We start from the raw sequence: 18,296 nt of genomic DNA, 5'->3' as shown, positions 1-18,296 counted from the left end.
TGACCTGAGAGAATCGGTCGCATGATCGAAGCGCGGCGGCTCCACATCCTCCGTGCGGTGGCCGACCACCGCACGGTCACGGCGGCGGCCGCCGCGCTCTATCTCACCCCCTCGGCCGTCTCCCAGCAGCTGACCGCGTTGGAGCAGGAGACCGGCCACCGGCTCGTCGAGCGCGGCGCCAAGGGCGTACGGCTGACTCCGGCCGGCGAGATCCTGCTCAGCCACACCAACGAGGTGCTGGCCCAACTTGAGCGTGCCGAGGCGGAGTTGGCCGCATACAGCTCGGGCTCGGCCGGCACGGTCACCGTCGCCTCCTTCGCGACCGGCATCGGCCTGGTGGTGGCCCCCGCGCTGGCCCGGCTCGCCCGCACGGCACCCGGCATCCACGTCCGCGTCCAGGACGCCGAGGGCGACGCCAGCCTGCCCATGGTGCTCGACCGGCAGGTCGACATCGCGGTCGCCGTCGAGTACCGGGGCGCCCCGGACGCGGACGACCCGCGCCTGACCCCCGTAGCCCTGTACGCCGAGCCCTTCGATGCGGTCGTCCCGCTCGGCCACCGGCTCGCCGACGCCGCCGAGGTCCCGCTCGCCGAGCTGGCCAAGGACCCGTGGATCGGCCCGTATCCCGGCAACCCCTGTCATGACGTGGTCGTCCTGGCCTGCGAGAACGCCGGATTCCAACCCCGTCTCGAACACTCCTCCGACGACTTCCGGGCCGTCGTCGCCCTCGCCTCGGCCGACGCGGGTGTAGCCCTGGTGCCTCGCTCCGCCCTGCGCGGCATGGACCTCACGGGCGTGCAGGTCCGACCGGTCGACGGCGTCGCGCCCACGCGCCGGGTCTTCGCGGCCGTACGCCGGGGCGCGGAGGGGCATCCGCTGATCCGCCCGGTGCTGGATGCGCTGGCGGAGGCCGCGACGGTGGACTGAGGGAAGCGGACGGAGGGGAGCGGTCGGCGAGGCACTCTGTTCTCGTATCTGGGATAGCATCCCGAATATGGGAAGCGATGGGCAGCTCGATGTCGTCGATGTCCGGCTCGGGGCCCGACTGGCCGAGCTGCGCTCCGAACGTGGCTGGTCCCTCGGTGAGTTGGCGGAGCGCAGCGGGGTCAGCCGCTCCACGCTGTCCCGTGCCGAGCGGGCCGAGATCAGCCCCACGGCCTCGCTCCTGAACCGGCTGTGCGCCGTGTACGGACGCACCATGTCTCAGCTGCTCAGCGAGGTCGAGGCGGAGCCCGTTGCGGTGCTCCGGGCGGCCGACCAGACGGTCTGGGCCGACGAAGCCTCCGGATTCGTACGACGATCGGTGTCCCCGCCGCACGCCGGGCTGCGCGGCGAACTGGTCGAGGGGCGGCTCGGGGCCGGCGCCGACATCGCCTACGACCGGCCTCCCGTGCCCGGCCTCGAGCAGCACATCTGGGTCCTCGACGGAACGCTGGAGGTGACCGTGCAGAACGTCGAACACCGGCTCGACGCCGGGGACTGTCTGCGGCTGCGGGTGTGGGGGCCCACCCGCTTCCGGTGTCCTGGCCCCGAGACCGTACGGTACGCGCTGCTGGTGGTGCTGCCGTGATCACCGTCTCCCGGCTGGATGCCCCGCGCCTACGCGCCTCGGTGGGCGAGTTGGCCGAGCTGCTGATCGACACCGTGGAGGGCGGGGCCTCGATCGGCTTCCTCGCCCCGTTGGAGCGGGCGACGGCCGTCGCCTGGTGGGAGGAGCGCGTGGACGCGGTGTCGGCCGGACGCCTCGCCGTGTGGGTGGCGCACACCGCGGACCGGATCCTGGGCACCGTCGGCCTCGTCTTCCCCGACAAACCCAACAGCCGCCACCGGGCCGAGCTGGTGAAGCTGATGGTGCACCGCGACGGCCGCGGACAGGGCCTCGGCCGGGGCCTTTTGACCACGGCCGAGCACGCGGCCGCCACCGCCGGAATCACCCTCCTGCACCTGGACACCGAGACCGACAGCCCCGCCGAGTCCCTCTACCGCTCCGCGGGCTGGACCCGGCTCGGGGCGATACCCGACTACGCGGCGACGCCGTCGGGCGAGCTGCGCCCGACGACGATCTTCTACAAGCGGGTGGGAGGGACGGTCCCCGGCGTGTGAAGAGCCGCCGCTCCCGCCGCGGCTACAACAGGGAGGTCAGGTGGCGCAGCTCCTTCACGAGAGGCGGCCTGGGGAGCGGGACGATGCCGATCTCCGGGTGGTGGGGGCGGGCGATGTGCGGGTGGACGTGGTCGATGAACGCCGGATCGACCAACGGCGCGGTGACGCGGTCGCCGCACATGTAGGTGGGTTCGAAGTGCTCGCGTACCAGTTGGATGCGCCAGTGGTCGGCGTCGTGGTACTCACCGCTGTGGGCGTGTTCGAGGAACAGGCAGTACTCGGCGACCTGGTGGCCGACCCCGGCCGCGAAACGCCACCAGAAGCGCGCCCCGCTGCTGTCGCCCGCCACGTGCAGCAGACACGCGAAGATCAGAGCGCCGGTCTTGTCCACGTACTGGCTGTCGATGAACTCGCTCAGATGACGGTCGGCGTCCGGCCCGAACAGCACCAGCAGGCTCACGGCGTTCAGGTCCCACCAGGCGCGGTCCGCGTCCGGAGTGCGGTCGTCCTCGGGGGTGGTCCACACGGCGCGGACGAGCGCGGCATCGGGGTTGCGTGGGCGGTGCCGGGCCGCCTGACGACTGCGCAGACGGGCTTCGGAGGCCGCGAGGTCGTAGTCGGCGTAACGATCCTGCGTACGCGCTTTGGCCAACAGGTCGTCGATGGTGCGGCGGTCGGACGGCAGGGTGCTCATCAGGGGTTCTTCCCGTCGGAGTGCTCCGGGCAGCGGAGTTTGAGCAGGGTGGCGAGGCGCCGCCGCCCGGTACGGAGCTGGGAGCGGACGGTGGCCTCCTCGTTGCCCATGAGTACGGCGGCTTCGGCGGCCGTGAAACCTATGCCGTAGTAGAGGAGGATCGCGTCCCGCTGCCGCTCGCTCAGGGAGCCGACCGCGACGTACAGGGCGATGGCGTCGGTGAGCGTGTCGTACGGATCCTCGGCCGGATCGGCGAGCGCCGCCTCGAAGGCGGCGATCTCCATCAGCTCGGGGCGGCGCCGGCGCTTGCGGTGCATGTCGATGATGCGGCGCTTGAGGATCGTCCAGGCGTAGCCCTCCAGGTTCTCCATCCGCAGCATCCGCGGCCAGCGGTCCATGACCTGGTCGAAGGTCAGGTCCACGGCCTCCTCCGCGTCGGCGTCGGAGCCGAGCTGGAGATAGGCGTAGCGCATGTAGTCCTGGCGGCGCTGATGGTGGAAACCCCAGTACGCCATCTGCACGGTGGGGTCCCACTGGTCGATGGGCACCACCCGCGGTGCGCCGACGGCCCCGCCGGTCTCCTCCGGCCCGCCGTCGCCGTTCACTGGACGTCCCGGGTCGACTCGGCGGAGCGGGACGGGGCGCGGGTGCCGGTCAGCCCGGTGATGCCGATCCGTACGCCGGCCGTCAGGAGCCGACGGCAGCCACGGACGACGTCCGGGCCGAACACCCTCATGCCAAGCGCGATCTCGAACAACCACGCGGCAGCGCTCTGCTGCACGGGGTCCTCCCCAGTACCTGTGCTGATCGAAGGTGCCGTGTCCCCACCCCGGCACCAGAGGCACCATCCGCCTCCACCCATGAAGCGTCCGGGGTGACCCGAACGTGCAGCCGGTGCTCGAAAAATATTACGGTCAGTATCGATCCGATTGCAGCTGGTTCAATCATCGACCATCTCGGGCGGGGAGCCGGGAGTGCCCGAACCCGCCGACCCCTGTCGATGTCAGTGCCTTTGACTACCGTGCCTCCCATGCCGGATGCCGACGACGTACGCCGTACCGCCCTCTCCCTGCCGGACACCACGGAGAAGATCGCCTGGAGCATGCCCACCTTCCGGGTCGCGGGGAAGATGTTCGCCACGCTGCCCGAGGAGGAGACGTCCATCGCGGTGCGCTGCCCGAAGGAGGAGCGCGACGAACTCGTCCTGGCGGAGCCGGGCAAGTTCTGGATCGCCGACCACGAGGCGGGTTTCGCCTGGGTCAGGGTCCGGCTCGCCGCCCTGGAGGACGGCGACGAACTCCGCGACATCCTGGCCGACTCCTGGCGCCAGGCGGCGCCGCCCCGGCTGCTCGACGCCTACCCGGAGCTGGGACTTCCCAAGGGCCACTGACACGCGGCTCCGCACGGGGCCGCGCGGGGCCTGCGGGGGGACTCAGGGGCGCGGTCGGGCCGAGGCGCTCAGGAAGCCGCCGATCCGCTCCCGCAGGGATCCCGCGTCGAGGCCGTGTGCGGTCAGGTGCTCGTCGACGGTTCCGTACCGGCGCAGCTCACGCCGGCGGACGCCGAGGCCGAGGACACGGTGGGGTACGTCGGAGAGCGCGTCGCCCGCGGCGGCCGTGGACGTACCCGCCAGATACGGCTCGACGAGGACGACGTCGGTGCCCGCCGCCTCCGTGGCGCGGCGCAGGGTCTGCCCGTCGAAGGGCCTCACGGTGGCCGCGTACAGGACGGTGACGTCGAGTCCCTCCGTGGCGGCGAGTGCGGCGTCGAGCATCGGTCCGACGGCGACGACGACCCCTGCGCGCCCTTCCCGGACGGTACGGAAGCGGGCCCCGTCGACCGGCAGGCCCTGCGCGTTGGACTGCACGGACAACCGCACGTACACCTTGTCGTCCCCGGCGGCGACCGCCTGCCGCAGCAGCTGCTCGGCCTCGTCCGGATGGCCGGGAACGTGCACGGTCCAGCCGTCCAGCGTGTCGAGCAGGGCCACGTCGCCGGGTGCCATGTGAGTGAAGCCTCCGGCGGGCCAGTCGAAGGACGCGGCCGCGCTCACCAGCACCGCGCCCACGTTCTGGTGTCCGAGGTCCAGCTTGACCTGCTCGAACGGCCGCTCGATGAGGAAGCTGGCGAAGGTGTGCACGACGGGCCGCAGACCGGTCAGCGCCAGGCCCGCGCCCGCCCCGACCAGGAGCTGTTCACGGATCCCGACGTTGATCACCCGATCGGGATGCCTGCGCCGGGCTTCCGTGAAATCGGCCTTGCCGATCTCGGCGAGGACGACCGCGACCCGAGGGTCCTCGTCGAGCAGCCGCGTCATGACGGGGGCGAAACGATCACGCATGGTGTCCATGGAAGGGGGTCCTTTCAGGGGCGTACGGGATGAGGAGAGGGGGGCGTCCGGAGCCACAGATGCCTCAGGTGCCTCAGGTGCCTCAGGTGCCTCAGGTGCCTCAGACGTCTCGGGTGTCTCAGGCGGACTTGGGCTCGACCCGGGCGACCACCACGTGCGGGCGACCCGGGTGGGGCGCGGTGCAGGCGGCGTACAGCGCCTCGTGGTCACGGCCGTCGACGGTCAGGGCGGACCAGCCCGCGGCCTCGAACCGGGCGGTGATACCGCCGGGCCGGGCATGGCCGGCGGAGGAGTTGTCGATCACCACGGTGTGCAGCCGGTCGAGACCCGCCGGCCCCGCGTACGCGATCGCCTCGTGGTTGCTGCCCTCGTCCAGCTCCGCGTCGCCGATCAGCACCCATACACGGGGCCGGCCCAGCCCCTGCGCGCGCAGGCCCAGCGCGGTGCCGACGGCGATCGGCAGTCCGTGCCCCAGCGACCCGCTGCCGATCTCGGCGCCGGGTACCAGCACCCGGTCCGGGTGGTGTCCGAGCGGTGAGTCGTACGCGCCGAAGTCGGGAAGCCACTCCACGGGCACGAAGCCCTTGGCCGCGAGCACCGCGTAGTACGCCATGGGCCCGTGCCCCTTGGAGAGCAGGAACCGGTCCCGCTCCGGATCGTGCATCCGTTCGGGCCCGACCCGCAGCACCCGGTCGTAGAGCACCCACAGCGCGTCCAGCGTGGACGTCGCCGCGGGTCCGTGCTTCTCGTCGCCGGTCATCAGCCCCATCAGGCGGGGCAGGTCCTGGTACTGGTGGTGGCGTTCTGCCTCGGTGATCGTCATGCCGACGATCGTGCAACCTCAACCAAACTTCAGGTCAAGCGCCGCCTCGAAGTCTTCCCCCGCGCGGCCCCGTGGCCCCGCGCCCCGGTCGGCCCCGAACAAACGGATGCGCGACCATCGCCCCGAGTGCGGTATTGTTTCCGTGCGCGTTCGGCCAGGGGAAACCCCAGGTCAGACGGGCAACGGGACGTGGCGCAGCTTGGTAGCGCACTTGACTGGGGGTCAAGGGGTCGCAGGTTCAAATCCTGTCGTCCCGACCAGCTTCACAGCAGGTCGGAGGCCGTCTTCTCAACGATGAGAAGACGGCTTTTTCGTGTCCCACCGGCACGAAGTTCGCGGCGGTGCTGATGGCCATGAGCCACCGCACGCCACGGAATCCGTAACCGTCCAGGAGCCGGCCGACCAGGAACGGCCCGCCGAAGGCGACGAGGCCGACCCCGCCGGCCAGGAGCTCGCCGGCGACGGGCAGGACGCGCTCCTTGCCGCAGAGAGCCGCGGCCTCGACCGCGAAGGGCGAAAGAAGGTCCCGGTCGGCAGGGTCGGAAAGAGACACCCGGGCGCATCGAGGCGGGGGCGATCGGGCCGTCTCGGCTCAGGGGTCACACGCCTGTTCGGCCAGGTCGCGCAGGCGTGCGACGTGCGTCGTTGGCCGATAAAAACGCTTGGACTGCGCGGGAGCCCTCGCGGGACACTGCGATTCCTGGCCCGCCGTACTCGCACGTGGGTGTCGCCGCGGGCCCGTCGTCGTACCCCGCCCGTCGCAGGACGACCCGAGCGAACGCGCTCACTCGAAACCGAAGCTCCACACGGCCACTGAGGCAACGGAATCTCCCCGGAGAAGCACGCGGCAGGCTGCCGCACGACCACACAGGGTTGGGATGGGATCGCCTGAATCGCGCGAGGGTTCACCGGGCAAAGGCTCGGTGCTCCTCGCCCTTCGCTATTACGGACGGGAGTTGGCCCGGCTCCGACGGCTGACCGCCCCCGCGATGCTGCTGCCCGCGCTCGGCAACATCGGCATCAACTACATCGCACCTCTGATCGTCGCGAAGCTCGTCGGCCGGATCGCCGGCGACGCCGGCATCTCCATCGGCTCGACGCTGCCGTACGTCCTCGGCTTCGGCGGCGTCCTGCTGCTCGCGGAGATGCTGTGGCGCCTCGGCCTGCACTGCCTGAACCGTCTCGACGCCCTCGGCATCGAGCAGTTGTACGTCATCGGCATGGACGAACTGTTCGCCAAGGACGCCGCGTTCTTCCACGACAACTTCGCCGGGTCACTGACCAAGCGGGTGCTGAGCTTCGCCTCCCGCTTCGAGGAGTTCGTCGACACGATGACGTTCCAGGTCGTGGGCAGCTTCGTGCCGCTGGTGTTCGGGGCGGTGGTGCTGTGGCGCTACGAACCGCTGCTCGTCGTCGGGCTCCTGGCGATGATCGCGCTGACGGCGCTGTGCGTGTTGCCCCTCATCCGCCGCCGTCAGGCGCTCGTCGATCAGCGCGAGGAGGCGATCGCCCGGGTGTCGGGCCATGTCGCCGACAGCCTGATGAACATGGACACGGTCCGGGCGTTCGCCGCCGAGGAGCGCGAGGCCGCCGAGCACCGGTCCCGTGTCGCGGCCTCGCGGCGGCTCATGCTGAGGTCGTGGGACTACGGCAACCTGCGCATCGACACACTGGTCGCGCCGATGTCCGTGCTGACCAACGCGCTGGGCCTGCTGCTCGCGGTCGCGCTCGGCGGAGGCAGTCACGGCGTGGAGGCGGTCGTGGTCGCCTTCACGTACTACAGCAACGCGACGCGGATCATGTTCGAGTTCAACCAGATCTACCGCCGCCTGGAGAGTTCGATGACGGAGGCCGCGCAGTTCACCGAACTGCTGCTGAAGCCGCCGACCGTGCTCGACCCCAAGACGCCGGAAGCGCTGCTGTCCCGGGCCGCCGACGTCCGCTTCGAGCAGGTGACCTTCGCCCACGCGGGCGCGCAGCCGCTCTTCGAGGGACTCGACCTGGCGGTGCCCAGCGGGGCGAAGATCGGTCTCGTCGGCCGGTCCGGCGGGGGCAAGACCACGCTGGCCCGGCTGCTGCTGAGGATGACGGACATCGACTCCGGCCGCATCCTGATCGGAGGGCAGGACATCAGCAGGCTGCGCCAGGCAGACCTGCGCGGACTGATGGCCTACGTGCCGCAGGACCCGGCGATGTTCCACCGCACCCTGCGGGACAACATCGCCTTCGCCCGGCCGGACGCCACCGAGGCCGAGATCCGTCGCGCGGCCGAGGCGGCGCATGTCACGGAGTTCGCCGACGCGCTGCCGGACGGCTTCGGCACCATGGTGGGCGAGCGCGGGGTCAAACTGTCCGGCGGGCAGCGCCAGCGGGTCGCACTTGCCAGGGCGATCCTGCGCGACGCACCGATCCTGCTGCTCGACGAGGCGACCAGCGCGCTGGACTCCGAGAGCGAGATCCTCGTACAAGAAGCGCTGTGGCGGCTCATGGAGGGCCGGACGGCGCTCGTCGTGGCGCACCGACTGAGCACGGTCGCCACCATGGACCGGCTCGTCGTCCTGGACCGCGGACGCATCATCGAGCAGGGCACGCATCAGGAGTTGCTCGCGTCGGAGGGCGCCTACGCGAAGCTGTGGCAGCACCAGTCGGGCGGTTTCCTCGACGACAGCCAGGAGCCGGCCGACCTGCACTGAACGCGAACCCGGCGGGCGTGGGGTCCCCTCGCGCCCGCTCGGCGGGCCCCGCTCCCCGATGCCCACTCCGGTCACCTATTGACGAAAGCCGCAGAGCCCCCTTTTCGGATGCCTTCGACGGATCTGACCACCCGTCAATGTTCGCAAGTACTCCTCATATTGACGGTCCGTCATGAGTTGGGGCGATGATACGATCGCCGCACTTGCCGAGCGGGCTATGGGCACAAAACGACTCTTCCGGCCAAACGACTCTTCTGGCCAACTGTGCGGCCCGGACGGTAAACCCTGCGCAGTGGGCTGTCGGCCCGCCGCGCTGACGGAATTCAGTAGCTGGCTGTCAGTCGCTTGAAGAGAGTCTTATGACGCAATACATGCAGGACCCGGCTCTCTGGGCTCTTATCGCTGGTACTCCGCTTGCAGCTACCGCCATTATTCGCGGAAAGCGGTCTGCGCGGAGTTTAAGGCAGGGAAATCAAGAACTCAGGGATCACTACGCTGAGCTTGAGAATCAATATTCGGCCTCGGTGAAGAAGGCTCAGGAGCAGGCCGAAGAAGCAACGAGAACCGCGCTCAAATCGGCGATGCGGACGCTTCAGGGTCTCGCCGCCGAACAGCAGTTGGCTATTTCAAGACTGCAGAGCAAGTATGGCGAGTCGGTGATTCTCCAGGATCTCCTGGAAATCGACCACATGAACTCGCAGTTCGGGCGGCGCGCCCAGTCCATCGCGGTGCTCTGCGAAGGCTGGCTGGGACGGCAGCGTGACGTCGCGTCGGTTTACGACGTGGTCCGCAGCGCGCAGGGCAGGATCCGGCACTTCCAGCGGGTCGAAATTCTTTCGCAGGTCGATTTCGCGGTCACCAACCGGGCTGTCGAACCGGTGGCGCTGGCCCTTGCCGAACTGCTCGACAACGCCACGAGCTACTCGGCACCGGAAACCAGTGTCGAGATCAATGTCCGCGCCGTACCCAAGGGCATCTGCATCGTCGTCGACGACGCCGGTGTCGGCATGAACGAGGAGGAGAAGGCCCGAGCGGCGAAACTCCTTTCGAGTGAGCGGGCCTCGGGTGTCTCCGGGCTCGGCAATCCTCCGCAGTTCGGCTTCGCGGTGATCGGTGTGCTCTGTGAGCGCTACGGCTTCACGGTGTCCGTCGACTCGACCTCTCCCTACGGGGGTGTGCGAGCGGTGGTCCTGCTGCCGGACGAGCTGCTCACCAGCATGCCGCAACCAAAGGAGCGAGCACAGACTGTGAGCACTGTTCCCTCGCTGAACCCGAGCGGCCCGGAACCCGCCGCGGCCGTGTCCACGACCGCCGACGGTCTTCCCAAGCGCCGCCGCAGGCGGGCCATGGCCATCGTGCCGCCGAGTTCCGAAACCACGGGCGTCCCCATGACCACGGGCACCCCGATCCGCTCCGAAGAGGAGACCGCCTCGATCATGGGTGCCTTCCAGCGCGGCACGCAGTCCGGTCGAGCCGCGCTCCCGGAGCCTGCGGGCCGCACGAGCAACGCACATGACGCAAGCAGCGAAGGGCATGAGGTTTCGTGAACAACGATCTGTCTTGGATGCTTGACGGCGTCCTGGAGATTCCCGGGGCTCTGCACGCGGTCCTGGTCTCCGCCGACGGGCTCTTGATGGCGTCCTCGAAGGGGGTCGGAAGGGACCACGCGGACACCGTCGCCGCCGCGATGAGCGGTGTGCAGTCACTGAGCCGCTCGATCGGGTTCTTCTGTGACGGGTCCGATCTGAAGTGGCGGCAGACGCTCGTCGAGTTCGACGGTGGCTGGGTCTTCCTGATCTCCGCCGGTGACGGCGCGTACCTCGCGGTCTCGGCCTCTCCCGACGTCGAGATGGGGGAGATCACCTTCCGCATGCAGCAACTCGTCGGCCAGCTGGGCAAGGCGCTGACGACTCCGCCGCGCGAGAACATCGGCGCACGCCAGTGACCGATTCCGAGCGGCAGGAGCCCGAGGCCGCGGAGTTAGTGCGGCCGTACGTCATCACCAATGGCCGGGACCTCCCCGACGGCGACCAGTTCTCCCTGATCACGCTGGTCACGGCGGCCGCCGACCATCAGCAGCGGCCGGCCCGGCTCTCCCCTGAGGAACAGAGCCTGCTGGAGATGTGCTCCGGTGGCTACCTCTCGGTCGCCGAGATCGCGGGACACCTGCGCCTGCCCATGGGCGTGGTGAAGATCCTTCTCAATGCCCTCGCCGAAGGCGGTTACCTCATCACGCGCGCGCCGGTGGCGCGCGCCCGCCTGGTCGACGAGCAGATTCTTCAGGAGGTGCTGGATGGTCTCCGGGCCCGTTTTGGATGAGAAGGCGTACGTCCGTGGTGGAGCGGCGCAGACCGCCGTGAAGATCCTGATCGTCGGGCACTTCGCGGTGGGCAAGACCACCTTCGTCGGGACGATGTCGGAGATTCCTCCGCTGTCCACGGAGGAGACGATGACGCAGGCCGCCGAGGAGATCGACGACCTCAAGGGCGTCCACGGCAAGACCACCACCACGGTGGCCATGGACTTCGGACGCCTCACGATCAGTGATCACGTCGTGCTGTACCTGTTCGGTACGCCGGGCCAGCAGCGGTTCGTGCAGATGTGGGAGGACATGGCGCGCGGCGCTCTCGGGGCGCTCGTGCTGGTCGACCCCGAGCGGCTGGCGGACTCCTTCGCCGTCATCGACCTGATCGAGCAGTACGGACTCGCCTACGCCATTGCCGTGAACCACTTCGACGGCACGCCGATTCGTGGCGAAGAGGCGCTGCGTGAGGCGCTGGACCTGCTCCCCGACACCCCGGTCGTCACCTGCGACGCTCGCGACGAGAATTCATCAGCAAGCGCCCTGATCACCCTCGTTCACTATTTGCAGGACCGTGCCCGCTAGGAGCAAGCATGAACACTGAATCCACCGCACCCGTGCCACCACCCGGCTGCCCGGCTCATGCCACGGGTGAGCCGGTGCCGCTGCATGGGGCGGAGTTCGCGGCCGATCCGCAAGCCTATTACGAGTACATGCGTCACTACGGGCCGACGGCTCCGGTCGAACTCGCTCCCGGTGTCGAGGCGACCCTGGTCACGGATTACTCGGCGGCGCTCCAGCTGCTCCAGAACGCGGGTGCCTTCCGGAAGGACTCGCGTCGCTGGCGGGATTTCAACGAAGGTGAGATCAGTCCGGACAGTCCGGTGCTTCCGCTTCTGGTGTACCGGCCCAACGCCATGTTCAGTGACGGGGCCGAGCACATGCGGCTGCGGCAGGCGATCACGGACAGCTTCGCGCGTGTCGATTCGCATTGGCTGAGCCAGAGCGCCGAGCGGGTCTCCAATTACCTCATCGCCCAGTTCCACACCCGTGGCTCGGCCGATCTGCTGAACGACTACGCCAAGTTGCTGCCGCTTTTCGTTTTCAACGAACTCTTCGGCTGCCCCGCGGAGATCGGCGACCGGGTCCTCTTCGGTATATCCGGCATTTTCGACGGTGTGAATGCCGAGAAGGCGAACGAGGTACTGGGTCAGGCCGTGGGCGAGCTGGTGGCCCTCAAGCGTTCCCGGCCCGGCGACGACGTCACCTCCTGGCTGATGCAGCATCAGGCGCGCCTGACCAACGAGGAGATGGCCCACCAGCTCGTCCTGCTCCTGGGCGCCGGAGCTGAGCCGCTGCGCAACCTCATCTCCAACACCCTGCACCTGCTGCTGACCAACGACCGGTACGCGGCAGGCGGGTTGATCGAAGAGGCCATCGACACCACGCTGTGGAAGAACCCGCCCATGGCGAACTACGCGCCGCACTACCCGGCGGCCGACATGGAGTTCGGGGGACAGAAGCTGGCGGCGGGCGACCTCGTGCTGGTCAGCTTCGCGGCCGCCAACACCGACCCGGCGCTCGCGACGTCCCGGCACGCGTCGAGCAACCGCTCCCACCTGGCGTGGAGCGCGGGACCGCATGCCTGCCCGGCCAAGGACCCCGCCCGGCTCATCACCGTGACGGCCATCGAGAACCTCTTCAACCGGCTGCCCGACGTCGAACTGGCCGTACCCGAGGACAGTCTGACCTGGCGTCCGGGTCCCTTCAACCGGGCGCTGGCCGCGCTTCCGGCCCGTTTCACCCCCGTACGGGCCGCCCGACAGCCCGACCCGCAGCACCGCCCGGAGACCACTGCGCGCAGTGACCAGGGAGGTGCGCAGGGCCGGCAGGAGCGTGGCGGGCTGTGGAGTTCGTTCCTTTCCTGGTGGAAAGCGTGAGATACGCAACAGCCGCCAACATCCTCGCACTGCATCAATATTCAACCGGAGGGGTAGGGAAGAGCGCGGCAATCGTGTTGATCACAAGTTAAGGAGGTGTCGTGGAGCCCTCGACCACCGACGCCACTTCAGCACAGCACTCCGCAGCCACGCTCCGCCCCCGACGGCAGACCTCTCAAGGGAGCTTCGACCCCCGCGCCATACCCGTCGCACCACACATACCGGATGGCGAGATACCCGCCCGCACAGGCGGGTATCTTTTTGCCCTCCTTCCCGGGCCCACCCGACGGGAGGGCCGATGATCACCTCCCGTACAGGGGGTGGACCGGTCACGGAAACGCAACCGCTCGGCGGTTACGTGACCGACCAGTTACTCCGACTGTGCCAAGCCATGGGTCTCGAACCGTCCGACGGCGAGATCTACGCGCGTGTTCTGACCGACTGTCTCGGTCCCGTCGCGGAGCGTCCGTTGGACGAACCGCCGTCCTACCCGAGTTTCCTGTCCGACGACCACACACCGGTGGAGTACTCCCTCGCCTTCGTGCCGGACGCGCCCCCGACCCTGCGCGTGCTGCTGGAACCGGGGTACGGCGCCGAAGGCCTGGCGGAGAACGGGCGCGTCGGACTGCGTGTGGTGCGGGCCATGGCGGAGCGCTGGGGCTTCGCCACCGACCAACTCGACCGGCTGGAGGACCTGTTCTTCCCACCGGCCCCCGAGGGCCCGCTGGCGCTGTGGCTGGCCCTGGAGTTGCGGCCCGGCGGAGTCCCCAAGGTCAAGGTCTATCTGAACCCGGCGGCGTCCGGGGCGGATCGGGCCGCCGAGACGGTGCGTGAGGCGCTGGACCGACTCGGCCACCGGCAGGCGTTCGCCGCGCTGCCCCGGGCCGACGGCTATCCGTTCCTCGCCCTCGACCTCGGGGACTGGGAGACACCCCGGGTGAAGGTCTACGTCACCCATCGGAACCTGGCCGCCGCCGACGCCGGTGAACTGTCCCGCACGGACCCCGGGCCACGGCCCGAGACCGTACGGGAGTTCCTGCGGGTCGCGGCGGGTCTCGACAGCTCGCCGCAGCACCCCGGCGCCGGGAAAGGCGTACGGCTGGAGGGGCGCCCCGTGCTCTCCTGCCACTCCTTCACGGAGTCCGGGACCGGTCTGCCGAGCGGCTTCACCCTCCACGTGCCGGTCAGGGACTACGTCCGGCACGACGGAGAGGCCTATGCGCGAGCGGTGGCCGTGCTGCGCCGACACGGCATGGACACCGCGGCGCTCGACCGGTCGCTGGCCACCGTCACCTCACGACTGCTGCACGAAGGCGTGGGGCTCATCGCCTATCTGGCGCTGGTGTACGAGCGGGGCCGACCGCCCCGTGTGACCGCGTACATCTCCTCGGAGGCGTACGCGGTACGGCCGCCCTTGCCGGCCCAGCCGCCCCCTCAGACGTTCTCCCCCCATCGCACGGCGGGTACCGAGCCGCGCGAGACCCTCCACTCAGTAGGAAACGGAAAGGCAGGAGCAGAAATCAGGATGGAGCCGTACCGGATCAAGGTCGTCGAACCTATCCCGCTCACGACCCCCCAGCAGCGCAAGGCGGCACTCGAACGAGTGCACTACAACCTGTTCGATCTGCGCGCGGAAGAGGTGACCATCGATCTGCTGAGCGACTCGGGGACCGGTGCGCTGTCCTCGGCGCAGCTCGCCGTGGGCATGGCCGGTGACGAGTCCTACGCGGGCTCGCGATCCTTCTACCGTTTCCGGGACACGGTGGCGGAACTGACCGGCTTCAGCCACATCCTGCCGGCCCACCAGGGGCGAGCGGCGGAACGACTCCTGTTCTCCAACCTCCTCAAACCCGGCGACACCGTCCTGTCCAACACGCACTTCGACACCACCCGCGCCAACGTGGAGCTGGCGGGCTGTGTGGCCCGCGACCTGCCCTGCGCCGAGGCGCGGAACCTGGACAGCTCGGAGCCCTTCAAGGGGAACATCGACCTCGAGGCACTGGAGCGGGGGCTGACCGAGACGACCGGCTCACGCGTCGCCGCGGTCGTCATGACCATCACCAACAACGGCGGTGGCGGTCAGCCCGTCTCCATGGAGAACCTGCGGCGGACCTCCGAACTCTGCCGCCGGCACGGTGTCCCCCTGATCCTGGACGCCGCCCGGTTCGCCGAGAACGCCTGGCTGGTCACCCGGCACGAGGCGGCCTACAAGGACCGCACCCCGCGCCAGGTCGCGGAAGAAGCGTTCCGTCTCGCCGACGGCTGTGTGATGAGCGCCAAGAAGGACGGCATCGTCCACATCGGCGGCTTCATCGGACTGAACGATCCGGAACTCGCCCAGAAGTGCGAACTCCTCCTCATCGCCACCGAGGGGTTCCCCACCTACGGGGGTCTGGCCGGACGCGACCTGGACATGATCGCCCAGGGCCTCCAAGAGGTGACCGAACCTTCCTACCTCGCGGAGCGGGCGGAGAGCGCCGACCATCTGGCCCAGCGGATCCGCGCCGCCGGCGTGGACATCCTGGAGCCACCCGGTCTGCACGCCATCTACCTCAACGCGGGCCGGCTGCTGCCGCACATACCGCCCCACCAGTACCCCGGCCACGCTCTCGCCTGCCGGCTCTACCTGGAGGGCGGCATCCGGTCGGCCGAACTGGGGTCGCTGTACCTCGGTGAGGAGGACGAGGACGGGAACCCGGTCAAGAGCCCGCCGTACGAGCTGGTGAGGCTGGCGCTGCCGCGGCGCGTCTACACGCGCAGCCACTACGACCACGTCGGCAGAACCCTGGAGACCATCGCCAAGAACGCGGAGTCCGTGCACGGCTACCGGATCGTGGAACAGTCCCCGATCCTGCGGCACTTCCGCGCCAAGCTCCAGCCGGTGACCGTCTAGCGGGCGGAGGAAACGCCGTCCTGAGGCCGCTGCCCGGTCACGTCGTTCACGAGGTGACCGGGCAGCGGCACGGCGGCGCCCGGCCGCTCCTACCCGAAGTGGCTGTCGGTGATCTCCCCGTCCTCCGTGGCCGCGTGGGCGACACAGCGGAAGGCGCGGAGTCCGTCGGACCACTGCTGGGCGGTCGGCGGCAGGATGTCCGTGCTCCACCGGCCGGTGACGGCCCGTCCGGCCGCCGTCCGGGACTTCAGCACGACCTCCTGCGAGCACAGCGCCTTGACGGTGGGGTGCTTGATCAGGTCCCGGGCGTTGTTCGTCATCCCGTCCTTGGGCAGCGGGGCGATGGCGAAGGTCTCCCACACGTGCTTCACCCGGCAGTCCGCGAGGCTGACTGTGATCGTCCCCGAGATGTCGGTGATGCCGCTCCAGCACTCGGGGGTCGTGACGCACCGGCCGCCCGCGCCGTCGACCGTGGCGGCCGGGCAGTCCCGGGTGGTGGTCGGCACCCCACCGAACCCCGCGTCCACGGCGGACGTGGTGACGGACGGCCGGGACGCGGTCGAGGAGGACTTGGGGGTGCCGGACCCCCCACCCCCGTAGGTGATGACGGTGACCGAGACGCCCACCGAGACCGCCACCGCCGCCACCGCGGCGATCAGCCGGGGGCGCCGCCTCTTCTTCTGCCCGTCTCGCGACGCCGGTGCGGCGGTCGTGCCCGGCGGACCGGGCTCGGGCGGCGGCGTGGTGTCCCGCCGCGCGGGGACGGTCGTGGTCCGGCCGCCGGGTACGGGACCGAAGCCGACCCGGTCGGCACTGTCCACGTCGACGGCGGCGAGCGCGTCACGCAGTGCCCCGGCGTCGGACAGCCGGCGCGCCGGGTCCGCCACCAGGGCCCGCCCGAGCACCTCGTTGAGGGCCGTCGGCACTCCCGGCAGGTCTGAGTAGGGCCAGGTGTGCCGCACGATGAGTTCCGCGAGACTGAGCTGCGTGCCGTCCTCGGGGAAGTGCGGCGGGCGGCCCCGCAGCAGGGCGTAGACCGTGGCGGCGAGCGAGTACACATCGCCGGCCGGGGTCGGTTCGGCCAGGTGGAACGCCTCGGGCGGAGCGTACGCGGGGGTCAACGCCTCCCGTGTGACCGACAGTTCCCGGTCCGGCCGGGGCATGGCCGCGAGGCCGAAGTCGGCGAGCGCGACACCGCCGTACCGGTTGATCAGGATGTTGCCGGGTTTGATGTCCCGGTGCAGCACCCCGGCGGTGTGTGCCGCGGCCACCGCGTCGGCTATGCCCACGCCGATGTCGCGGGCCTCCTTCACGGACAGGGGGCCCTGGAGTTGCAGACGATCACCCAGGGAGCCGCCGGGACACAGTTCGAGCACCATGTACGGGCGGTTGTCGCCGAACACCCCGGCGTCGTACACCGGGACCACGTGCGGATGCCCGGACAGCTGCCCGGCGGCGGTGACCTCCCGCATGAACCGCTGCCGGTCGCGGGGCGAGTCGAGCACCCTGCTGTCCACCTTGAGCGCCACCTCGCGGCCCACGGCCAGCTGCCGCGCCCGGTACACCGTGGCGAACCCGCCCTGGCCCAGTACCTCCTGGATCTCGTACCCGGCCAGTTGCATTCGTTCGAACCGCATCGTGCCCGTCATCCCCCAGCGCAGGACCACCCCCGCGGCAGCAGGTCTGGCCGGGGACCGCGCCGACTCTAGCGGAGGCCTTCGTCAGGACAGCCGGCCCACATGGGCCAGGGCCTGCTTGAGGAGGGCTCCGTGACCGCCCGGCATCTCGCCCAGGACCGCGGGCGACGAGGCCTCCTCGGGGCTGAACCAGACCAGGTCGAGGGCGTCCTGCCGGGGGCGGCAGTCGCCGGTCACCGGGACGATGTAGGCGAGCGAGACCGCGTGCTGGCGGGGGTCGTGGAACGGCGTGACGCCCACCGTGGGGAAGTACTCGGCGACGGTGAAGGGCTGGAGCGAGGTCGGGATGCGGGGGAGCGCCACCGGGCCGAGGTCCTTCTCCAGGTGGCGCAGGAGGGCGTCCCTGACCCGCTCGTGGTGCAGCACCCGGCCCGAGACGACGGTGCGGCTGACCGTCCCGTCCGGCCCTATGCGCAGCAGCAGTCCGATGCTGGTGACTTCGCCGTTGTCGTCGACGCGGACCGGCACGGCCTCGACGTACAGGATCGGCATGCGTGCGCGCGCGCTTTCGAGTTCGTCGGGCGTCAGCCAGCCCGGCGTGGTCTCGGTCATGTCAGACATTGGGTGATCATACTTTCAACCCTTCCGGATCCGCGCGCAGTGCTCGCCGTGGTGTCTGGTGGCCATTGTCATCACCCACAACGTGCGCGCGGTGGAACGGATACGCCGACTGGCCGGATCGTTAGAGAAGGCCGCCGAATGCGCGGGGCAGTCGGCGGGCCAGGAGAGCAGCTGTCGGGCCGGCAGGGCGGCCGTCGCGTCAGTAGGGCAGCAGACGACCCGACGGTGTCCTGCGGTCGA

General features: G+C 69.7%; 19 protein-coding genes and 1 tRNA gene. 12 read left to right on the top strand and 8 right to left on the bottom strand.

Annotation, left to right across the window (positions count from 1 at the left end; translation table 11 throughout):
* The first annotated feature begins 21 nt into the window (after positions 1 to 21).
* The 3 genes from ACZ7M2_RS46030 (at position 22) to ACZ7M2_RS46020 (ending at position 2,103) form a co-directional block, all read left to right on the top strand.
* Positions 22 to 927: a LysR family transcriptional regulator gene (locus ACZ7M2_RS46030; RefSeq protein WP_352051166.1), complete on the top strand. Its 906-nt coding sequence runs from the start codon at positions 22 to 24 to the stop codon at positions 925 to 927.
* Between the two features lie 67 nt (positions 928 to 994).
* Complete coding sequence (locus tag ACZ7M2_RS46025) at positions 995 to 1,570, top strand: helix-turn-helix domain-containing protein (RefSeq protein ID WP_471600361.1); 576 nt, start codon at positions 995 to 997, stop codon at positions 1,568 to 1,570.
* Positions 1,570 to 2,103 carry a GNAT family N-acetyltransferase gene (locus tag ACZ7M2_RS46020; protein ID WP_471600421.1) on the top strand — a complete coding sequence of 178 codons (534 nt, stop codon included), beginning with the start codon at positions 1,570 to 1,572 and terminating at the stop codon, positions 2,101 to 2,103. Before ACZ7M2_RS46025 ends, ACZ7M2_RS46020 begins: the two co-directional genes overlap by 1 nt.
* A gap of 22 nt (positions 2,104 to 2,125) precedes the next feature.
* Here the strand turns inward: ACZ7M2_RS46020 and ACZ7M2_RS46015 are convergent, their stop codons facing one another.
* The 3 genes from ACZ7M2_RS46015 to ACZ7M2_RS46005 are packed head-to-tail and all read right to left on the bottom strand — an operon-like array spanning position 2,126 to position 3,578.
* Positions 2,126 to 2,797: a hypothetical protein gene (locus ACZ7M2_RS46015; RefSeq protein WP_471600360.1), complete on the bottom strand. Its 672-nt coding sequence runs from the start codon at positions 2,795 to 2,797 to the stop codon at positions 2,126 to 2,128.
* On the bottom strand, positions 2,797 to 3,402 hold the full coding sequence (locus tag ACZ7M2_RS46010; protein WP_351693609.1) for an RNA polymerase sigma factor: 606 nt from the start codon (positions 3,400 to 3,402) through the stop codon (positions 2,797 to 2,799). The genes ACZ7M2_RS46015 and ACZ7M2_RS46010 overlap by 1 nt, the downstream gene beginning before the upstream one ends.
* Complete coding sequence (locus tag ACZ7M2_RS46005) at positions 3,399 to 3,578, bottom strand: hypothetical protein (protein ID WP_471600359.1); 180 nt, start codon at positions 3,576 to 3,578, stop codon at positions 3,399 to 3,401. The genes ACZ7M2_RS46010 and ACZ7M2_RS46005 overlap by 4 nt, the downstream gene beginning before the upstream one ends.
* Positions 3,579 to 3,827: 249 nt before the next feature.
* Between ACZ7M2_RS46005 and ACZ7M2_RS46000 the strand changes: the two genes are divergently transcribed.
* Positions 3,828 to 4,187: an MmcQ/YjbR family DNA-binding protein gene (locus ACZ7M2_RS46000; protein WP_403703503.1), complete on the top strand. Its 360-nt coding sequence runs from the start codon at positions 3,828 to 3,830 to the stop codon at positions 4,185 to 4,187.
* Between the two features lie 42 nt (positions 4,188 to 4,229).
* Here ACZ7M2_RS46000 and ACZ7M2_RS45995 read toward each other — a convergent pair whose 3' ends face one another.
* Positions 4,230 to 5,147, bottom strand: a complete 918-nt coding sequence (locus tag ACZ7M2_RS45995) for a transketolase family protein (RefSeq protein ID WP_471600358.1) — start codon at positions 5,145 to 5,147, stop codon at positions 4,230 to 4,232.
* Positions 5,148 to 5,265: 118 nt separating this feature from the next.
* The gene (locus tag ACZ7M2_RS45990) at positions 5,266 to 5,970 is read right to left on the bottom strand and encodes a transketolase (protein WP_471600357.1); all 705 of its coding nucleotides are present in this window, start codon (positions 5,968 to 5,970) and stop codon (positions 5,266 to 5,268) included.
* A 183-nt stretch (positions 5,971 to 6,153) separates the two neighbouring features.
* Here ACZ7M2_RS45990 and ACZ7M2_RS45985 point away from each other — a divergent pair.
* Positions 6,154 to 6,230, top strand: a tRNA-Pro gene (locus tag ACZ7M2_RS45985).
* Here the strand turns inward: ACZ7M2_RS45985 and ACZ7M2_RS45980 are convergent.
* On the bottom strand, positions 6,209 to 6,523 hold the full coding sequence (locus tag ACZ7M2_RS45980; protein WP_471600356.1) for a hypothetical protein: 315 nt from the start codon (positions 6,521 to 6,523) through the stop codon (positions 6,209 to 6,211). The genes ACZ7M2_RS45985 and ACZ7M2_RS45980 overlap by 22 nt on opposite strands.
* 325 nt (positions 6,524 to 6,848) lie before the next feature.
* On the opposite strand from ACZ7M2_RS45980, the gene ACZ7M2_RS45975 reads away from it, so the two are divergent.
* The 7 genes from ACZ7M2_RS45975 (at position 6,849) to ACZ7M2_RS45945 (ending at position 15,798) form a co-directional block, all read left to right on the top strand.
* Entirely contained in the window at positions 6,849 to 8,663 is a 1,815-nt protein-coding gene (locus tag ACZ7M2_RS45975; RefSeq protein ID WP_403703494.1) for an ABC transporter ATP-binding protein, read from the top strand.
* Between the two features lie 359 nt (positions 8,664 to 9,022).
* The gene (locus tag ACZ7M2_RS45970) at positions 9,023 to 10,210 is read left to right on the top strand and encodes a sensor histidine kinase (RefSeq protein ID WP_352051175.1); all 1,188 of its coding nucleotides are present in this window, start codon (positions 9,023 to 9,025) and stop codon (positions 10,208 to 10,210) included.
* Positions 10,207 to 10,608 (top strand): roadblock/LC7 domain-containing protein, encoded by a 402-nt coding sequence (locus ACZ7M2_RS45965; protein ID WP_054232692.1) that lies wholly within the window; start codon positions 10,207 to 10,209, stop codon positions 10,606 to 10,608. Before ACZ7M2_RS45970 ends, ACZ7M2_RS45965 begins: the two co-directional genes overlap by 4 nt.
* Positions 10,605 to 10,982, top strand: coding sequence for a DUF742 domain-containing protein (locus ACZ7M2_RS45960; RefSeq protein ID WP_054232691.1), 378 nt, complete (start codon positions 10,605 to 10,607; stop codon positions 10,980 to 10,982). Before ACZ7M2_RS45965 ends, ACZ7M2_RS45960 begins: the two co-directional genes overlap by 4 nt.
* Positions 10,957 to 11,550: a GTP-binding protein gene (locus ACZ7M2_RS45955; protein ID WP_168498295.1), complete on the top strand. Its 594-nt coding sequence runs from the start codon at positions 10,957 to 10,959 to the stop codon at positions 11,548 to 11,550. The genes ACZ7M2_RS45960 and ACZ7M2_RS45955 overlap by 26 nt, the downstream gene beginning before the upstream one ends.
* 8 nt (positions 11,551 to 11,558) lie before the next feature.
* On the top strand, positions 11,559 to 12,905 hold the full coding sequence (locus ACZ7M2_RS45950) for a cytochrome P450 (protein WP_471600355.1): 1,347 nt from the start codon (positions 11,559 to 11,561) through the stop codon (positions 12,903 to 12,905).
* Between the two features lie 391 nt (positions 12,906 to 13,296).
* Positions 13,297 to 15,798: a tryptophanase gene (locus ACZ7M2_RS45945; protein ID WP_471600354.1), complete on the top strand. Its 2,502-nt coding sequence runs from the start codon at positions 13,297 to 13,299 to the stop codon at positions 15,796 to 15,798.
* Positions 15,799 to 15,887: 89 nt separating this feature from the next.
* On the opposite strand, the gene ACZ7M2_RS45940 is transcribed toward ACZ7M2_RS45945, so the two are convergent.
* The gene (locus tag ACZ7M2_RS45940) at positions 15,888 to 17,435 is read right to left on the bottom strand and encodes a serine/threonine-protein kinase (RefSeq protein WP_471600353.1); all 1,548 of its coding nucleotides are present in this window, start codon (positions 17,433 to 17,435) and stop codon (positions 15,888 to 15,890) included.
* An 84-nt stretch (positions 17,436 to 17,519) separates the two neighbouring features.
* Positions 17,520 to 18,047, bottom strand: a complete 528-nt coding sequence (locus ACZ7M2_RS45935; protein ID WP_060899080.1) for an NUDIX hydrolase family protein — start codon at positions 18,045 to 18,047, stop codon at positions 17,520 to 17,522.
* Positions 18,048 to 18,296: the final 249 nt, after the last annotated feature.

The sequence above is a fragment of the Streptomyces sp. NPDC111507 genome, assembly GCF_055638955.1.
This window is presented reverse-complemented; position numbering and strand designations above follow the sequence as displayed.

Excerpts from the sequence above, each read along its gene's own strand:
- ACZ7M2_RS46030 (WP_352051166.1), top strand. The coding sequence starts at position 22 with ATGATCGAAGCGCGGCGGCTCCACATCCTCCGTGCGGTGGCCGACCAC.
- ACZ7M2_RS46025 (WP_471600361.1), top strand. The coding sequence starts at position 995 with ATGGGAAGCGATGGGCAGCTCGATGTCGTCGATGTCCGGCTCGGGGCC.
- ACZ7M2_RS46015 (WP_471600360.1), bottom strand. The coding sequence starts at position 2,797 with ATGAGCACCCTGCCGTCCGACCGCCGCACCATCGACGACCTGTTGGCC.
- ACZ7M2_RS46000 (WP_403703503.1), top strand. The coding sequence starts at position 3,828 with ATGCCGGATGCCGACGACGTACGCCGTACCGCCCTCTCCCTGCCGGAC.
- ACZ7M2_RS45995 (WP_471600358.1), bottom strand. The coding sequence starts at position 5,147 with ATGGACACCATGCGTGATCGTTTCGCCCCCGTCATGACGCGGCTGCTC.
- ACZ7M2_RS45990 (WP_471600357.1), bottom strand. The coding sequence starts at position 5,970 with ATGACGATCACCGAGGCAGAACGCCACCACCAGTACCAGGACCTGCCC.
- ACZ7M2_RS45975 (WP_403703494.1), top strand. The coding sequence starts at position 6,849 with ATGGGATCGCCTGAATCGCGCGAGGGTTCACCGGGCAAAGGCTCGGTG.
- ACZ7M2_RS45970 (WP_352051175.1), top strand. The coding sequence starts at position 9,023 with ATGACGCAATACATGCAGGACCCGGCTCTCTGGGCTCTTATCGCTGGT.
- ACZ7M2_RS45955 (WP_168498295.1), top strand. The coding sequence starts at position 10,957 with ATGGTCTCCGGGCCCGTTTTGGATGAGAAGGCGTACGTCCGTGGTGGA.
- ACZ7M2_RS45950 (WP_471600355.1), top strand. The coding sequence starts at position 11,559 with ATGAACACTGAATCCACCGCACCCGTGCCACCACCCGGCTGCCCGGCT.
- ACZ7M2_RS45945 (WP_471600354.1), top strand. The coding sequence starts at position 13,297 with ATGGGTCTCGAACCGTCCGACGGCGAGATCTACGCGCGTGTTCTGACC.
- ACZ7M2_RS45940 (WP_471600353.1), bottom strand. The coding sequence starts at position 17,435 with ATGCGGTTCGAACGAATGCAACTGGCCGGGTACGAGATCCAGGAGGTA.
- ACZ7M2_RS45935 (WP_060899080.1), bottom strand. The coding sequence starts at position 18,047 with ATGACCGAGACCACGCCGGGCTGGCTGACGCCCGACGAACTCGAAAGC.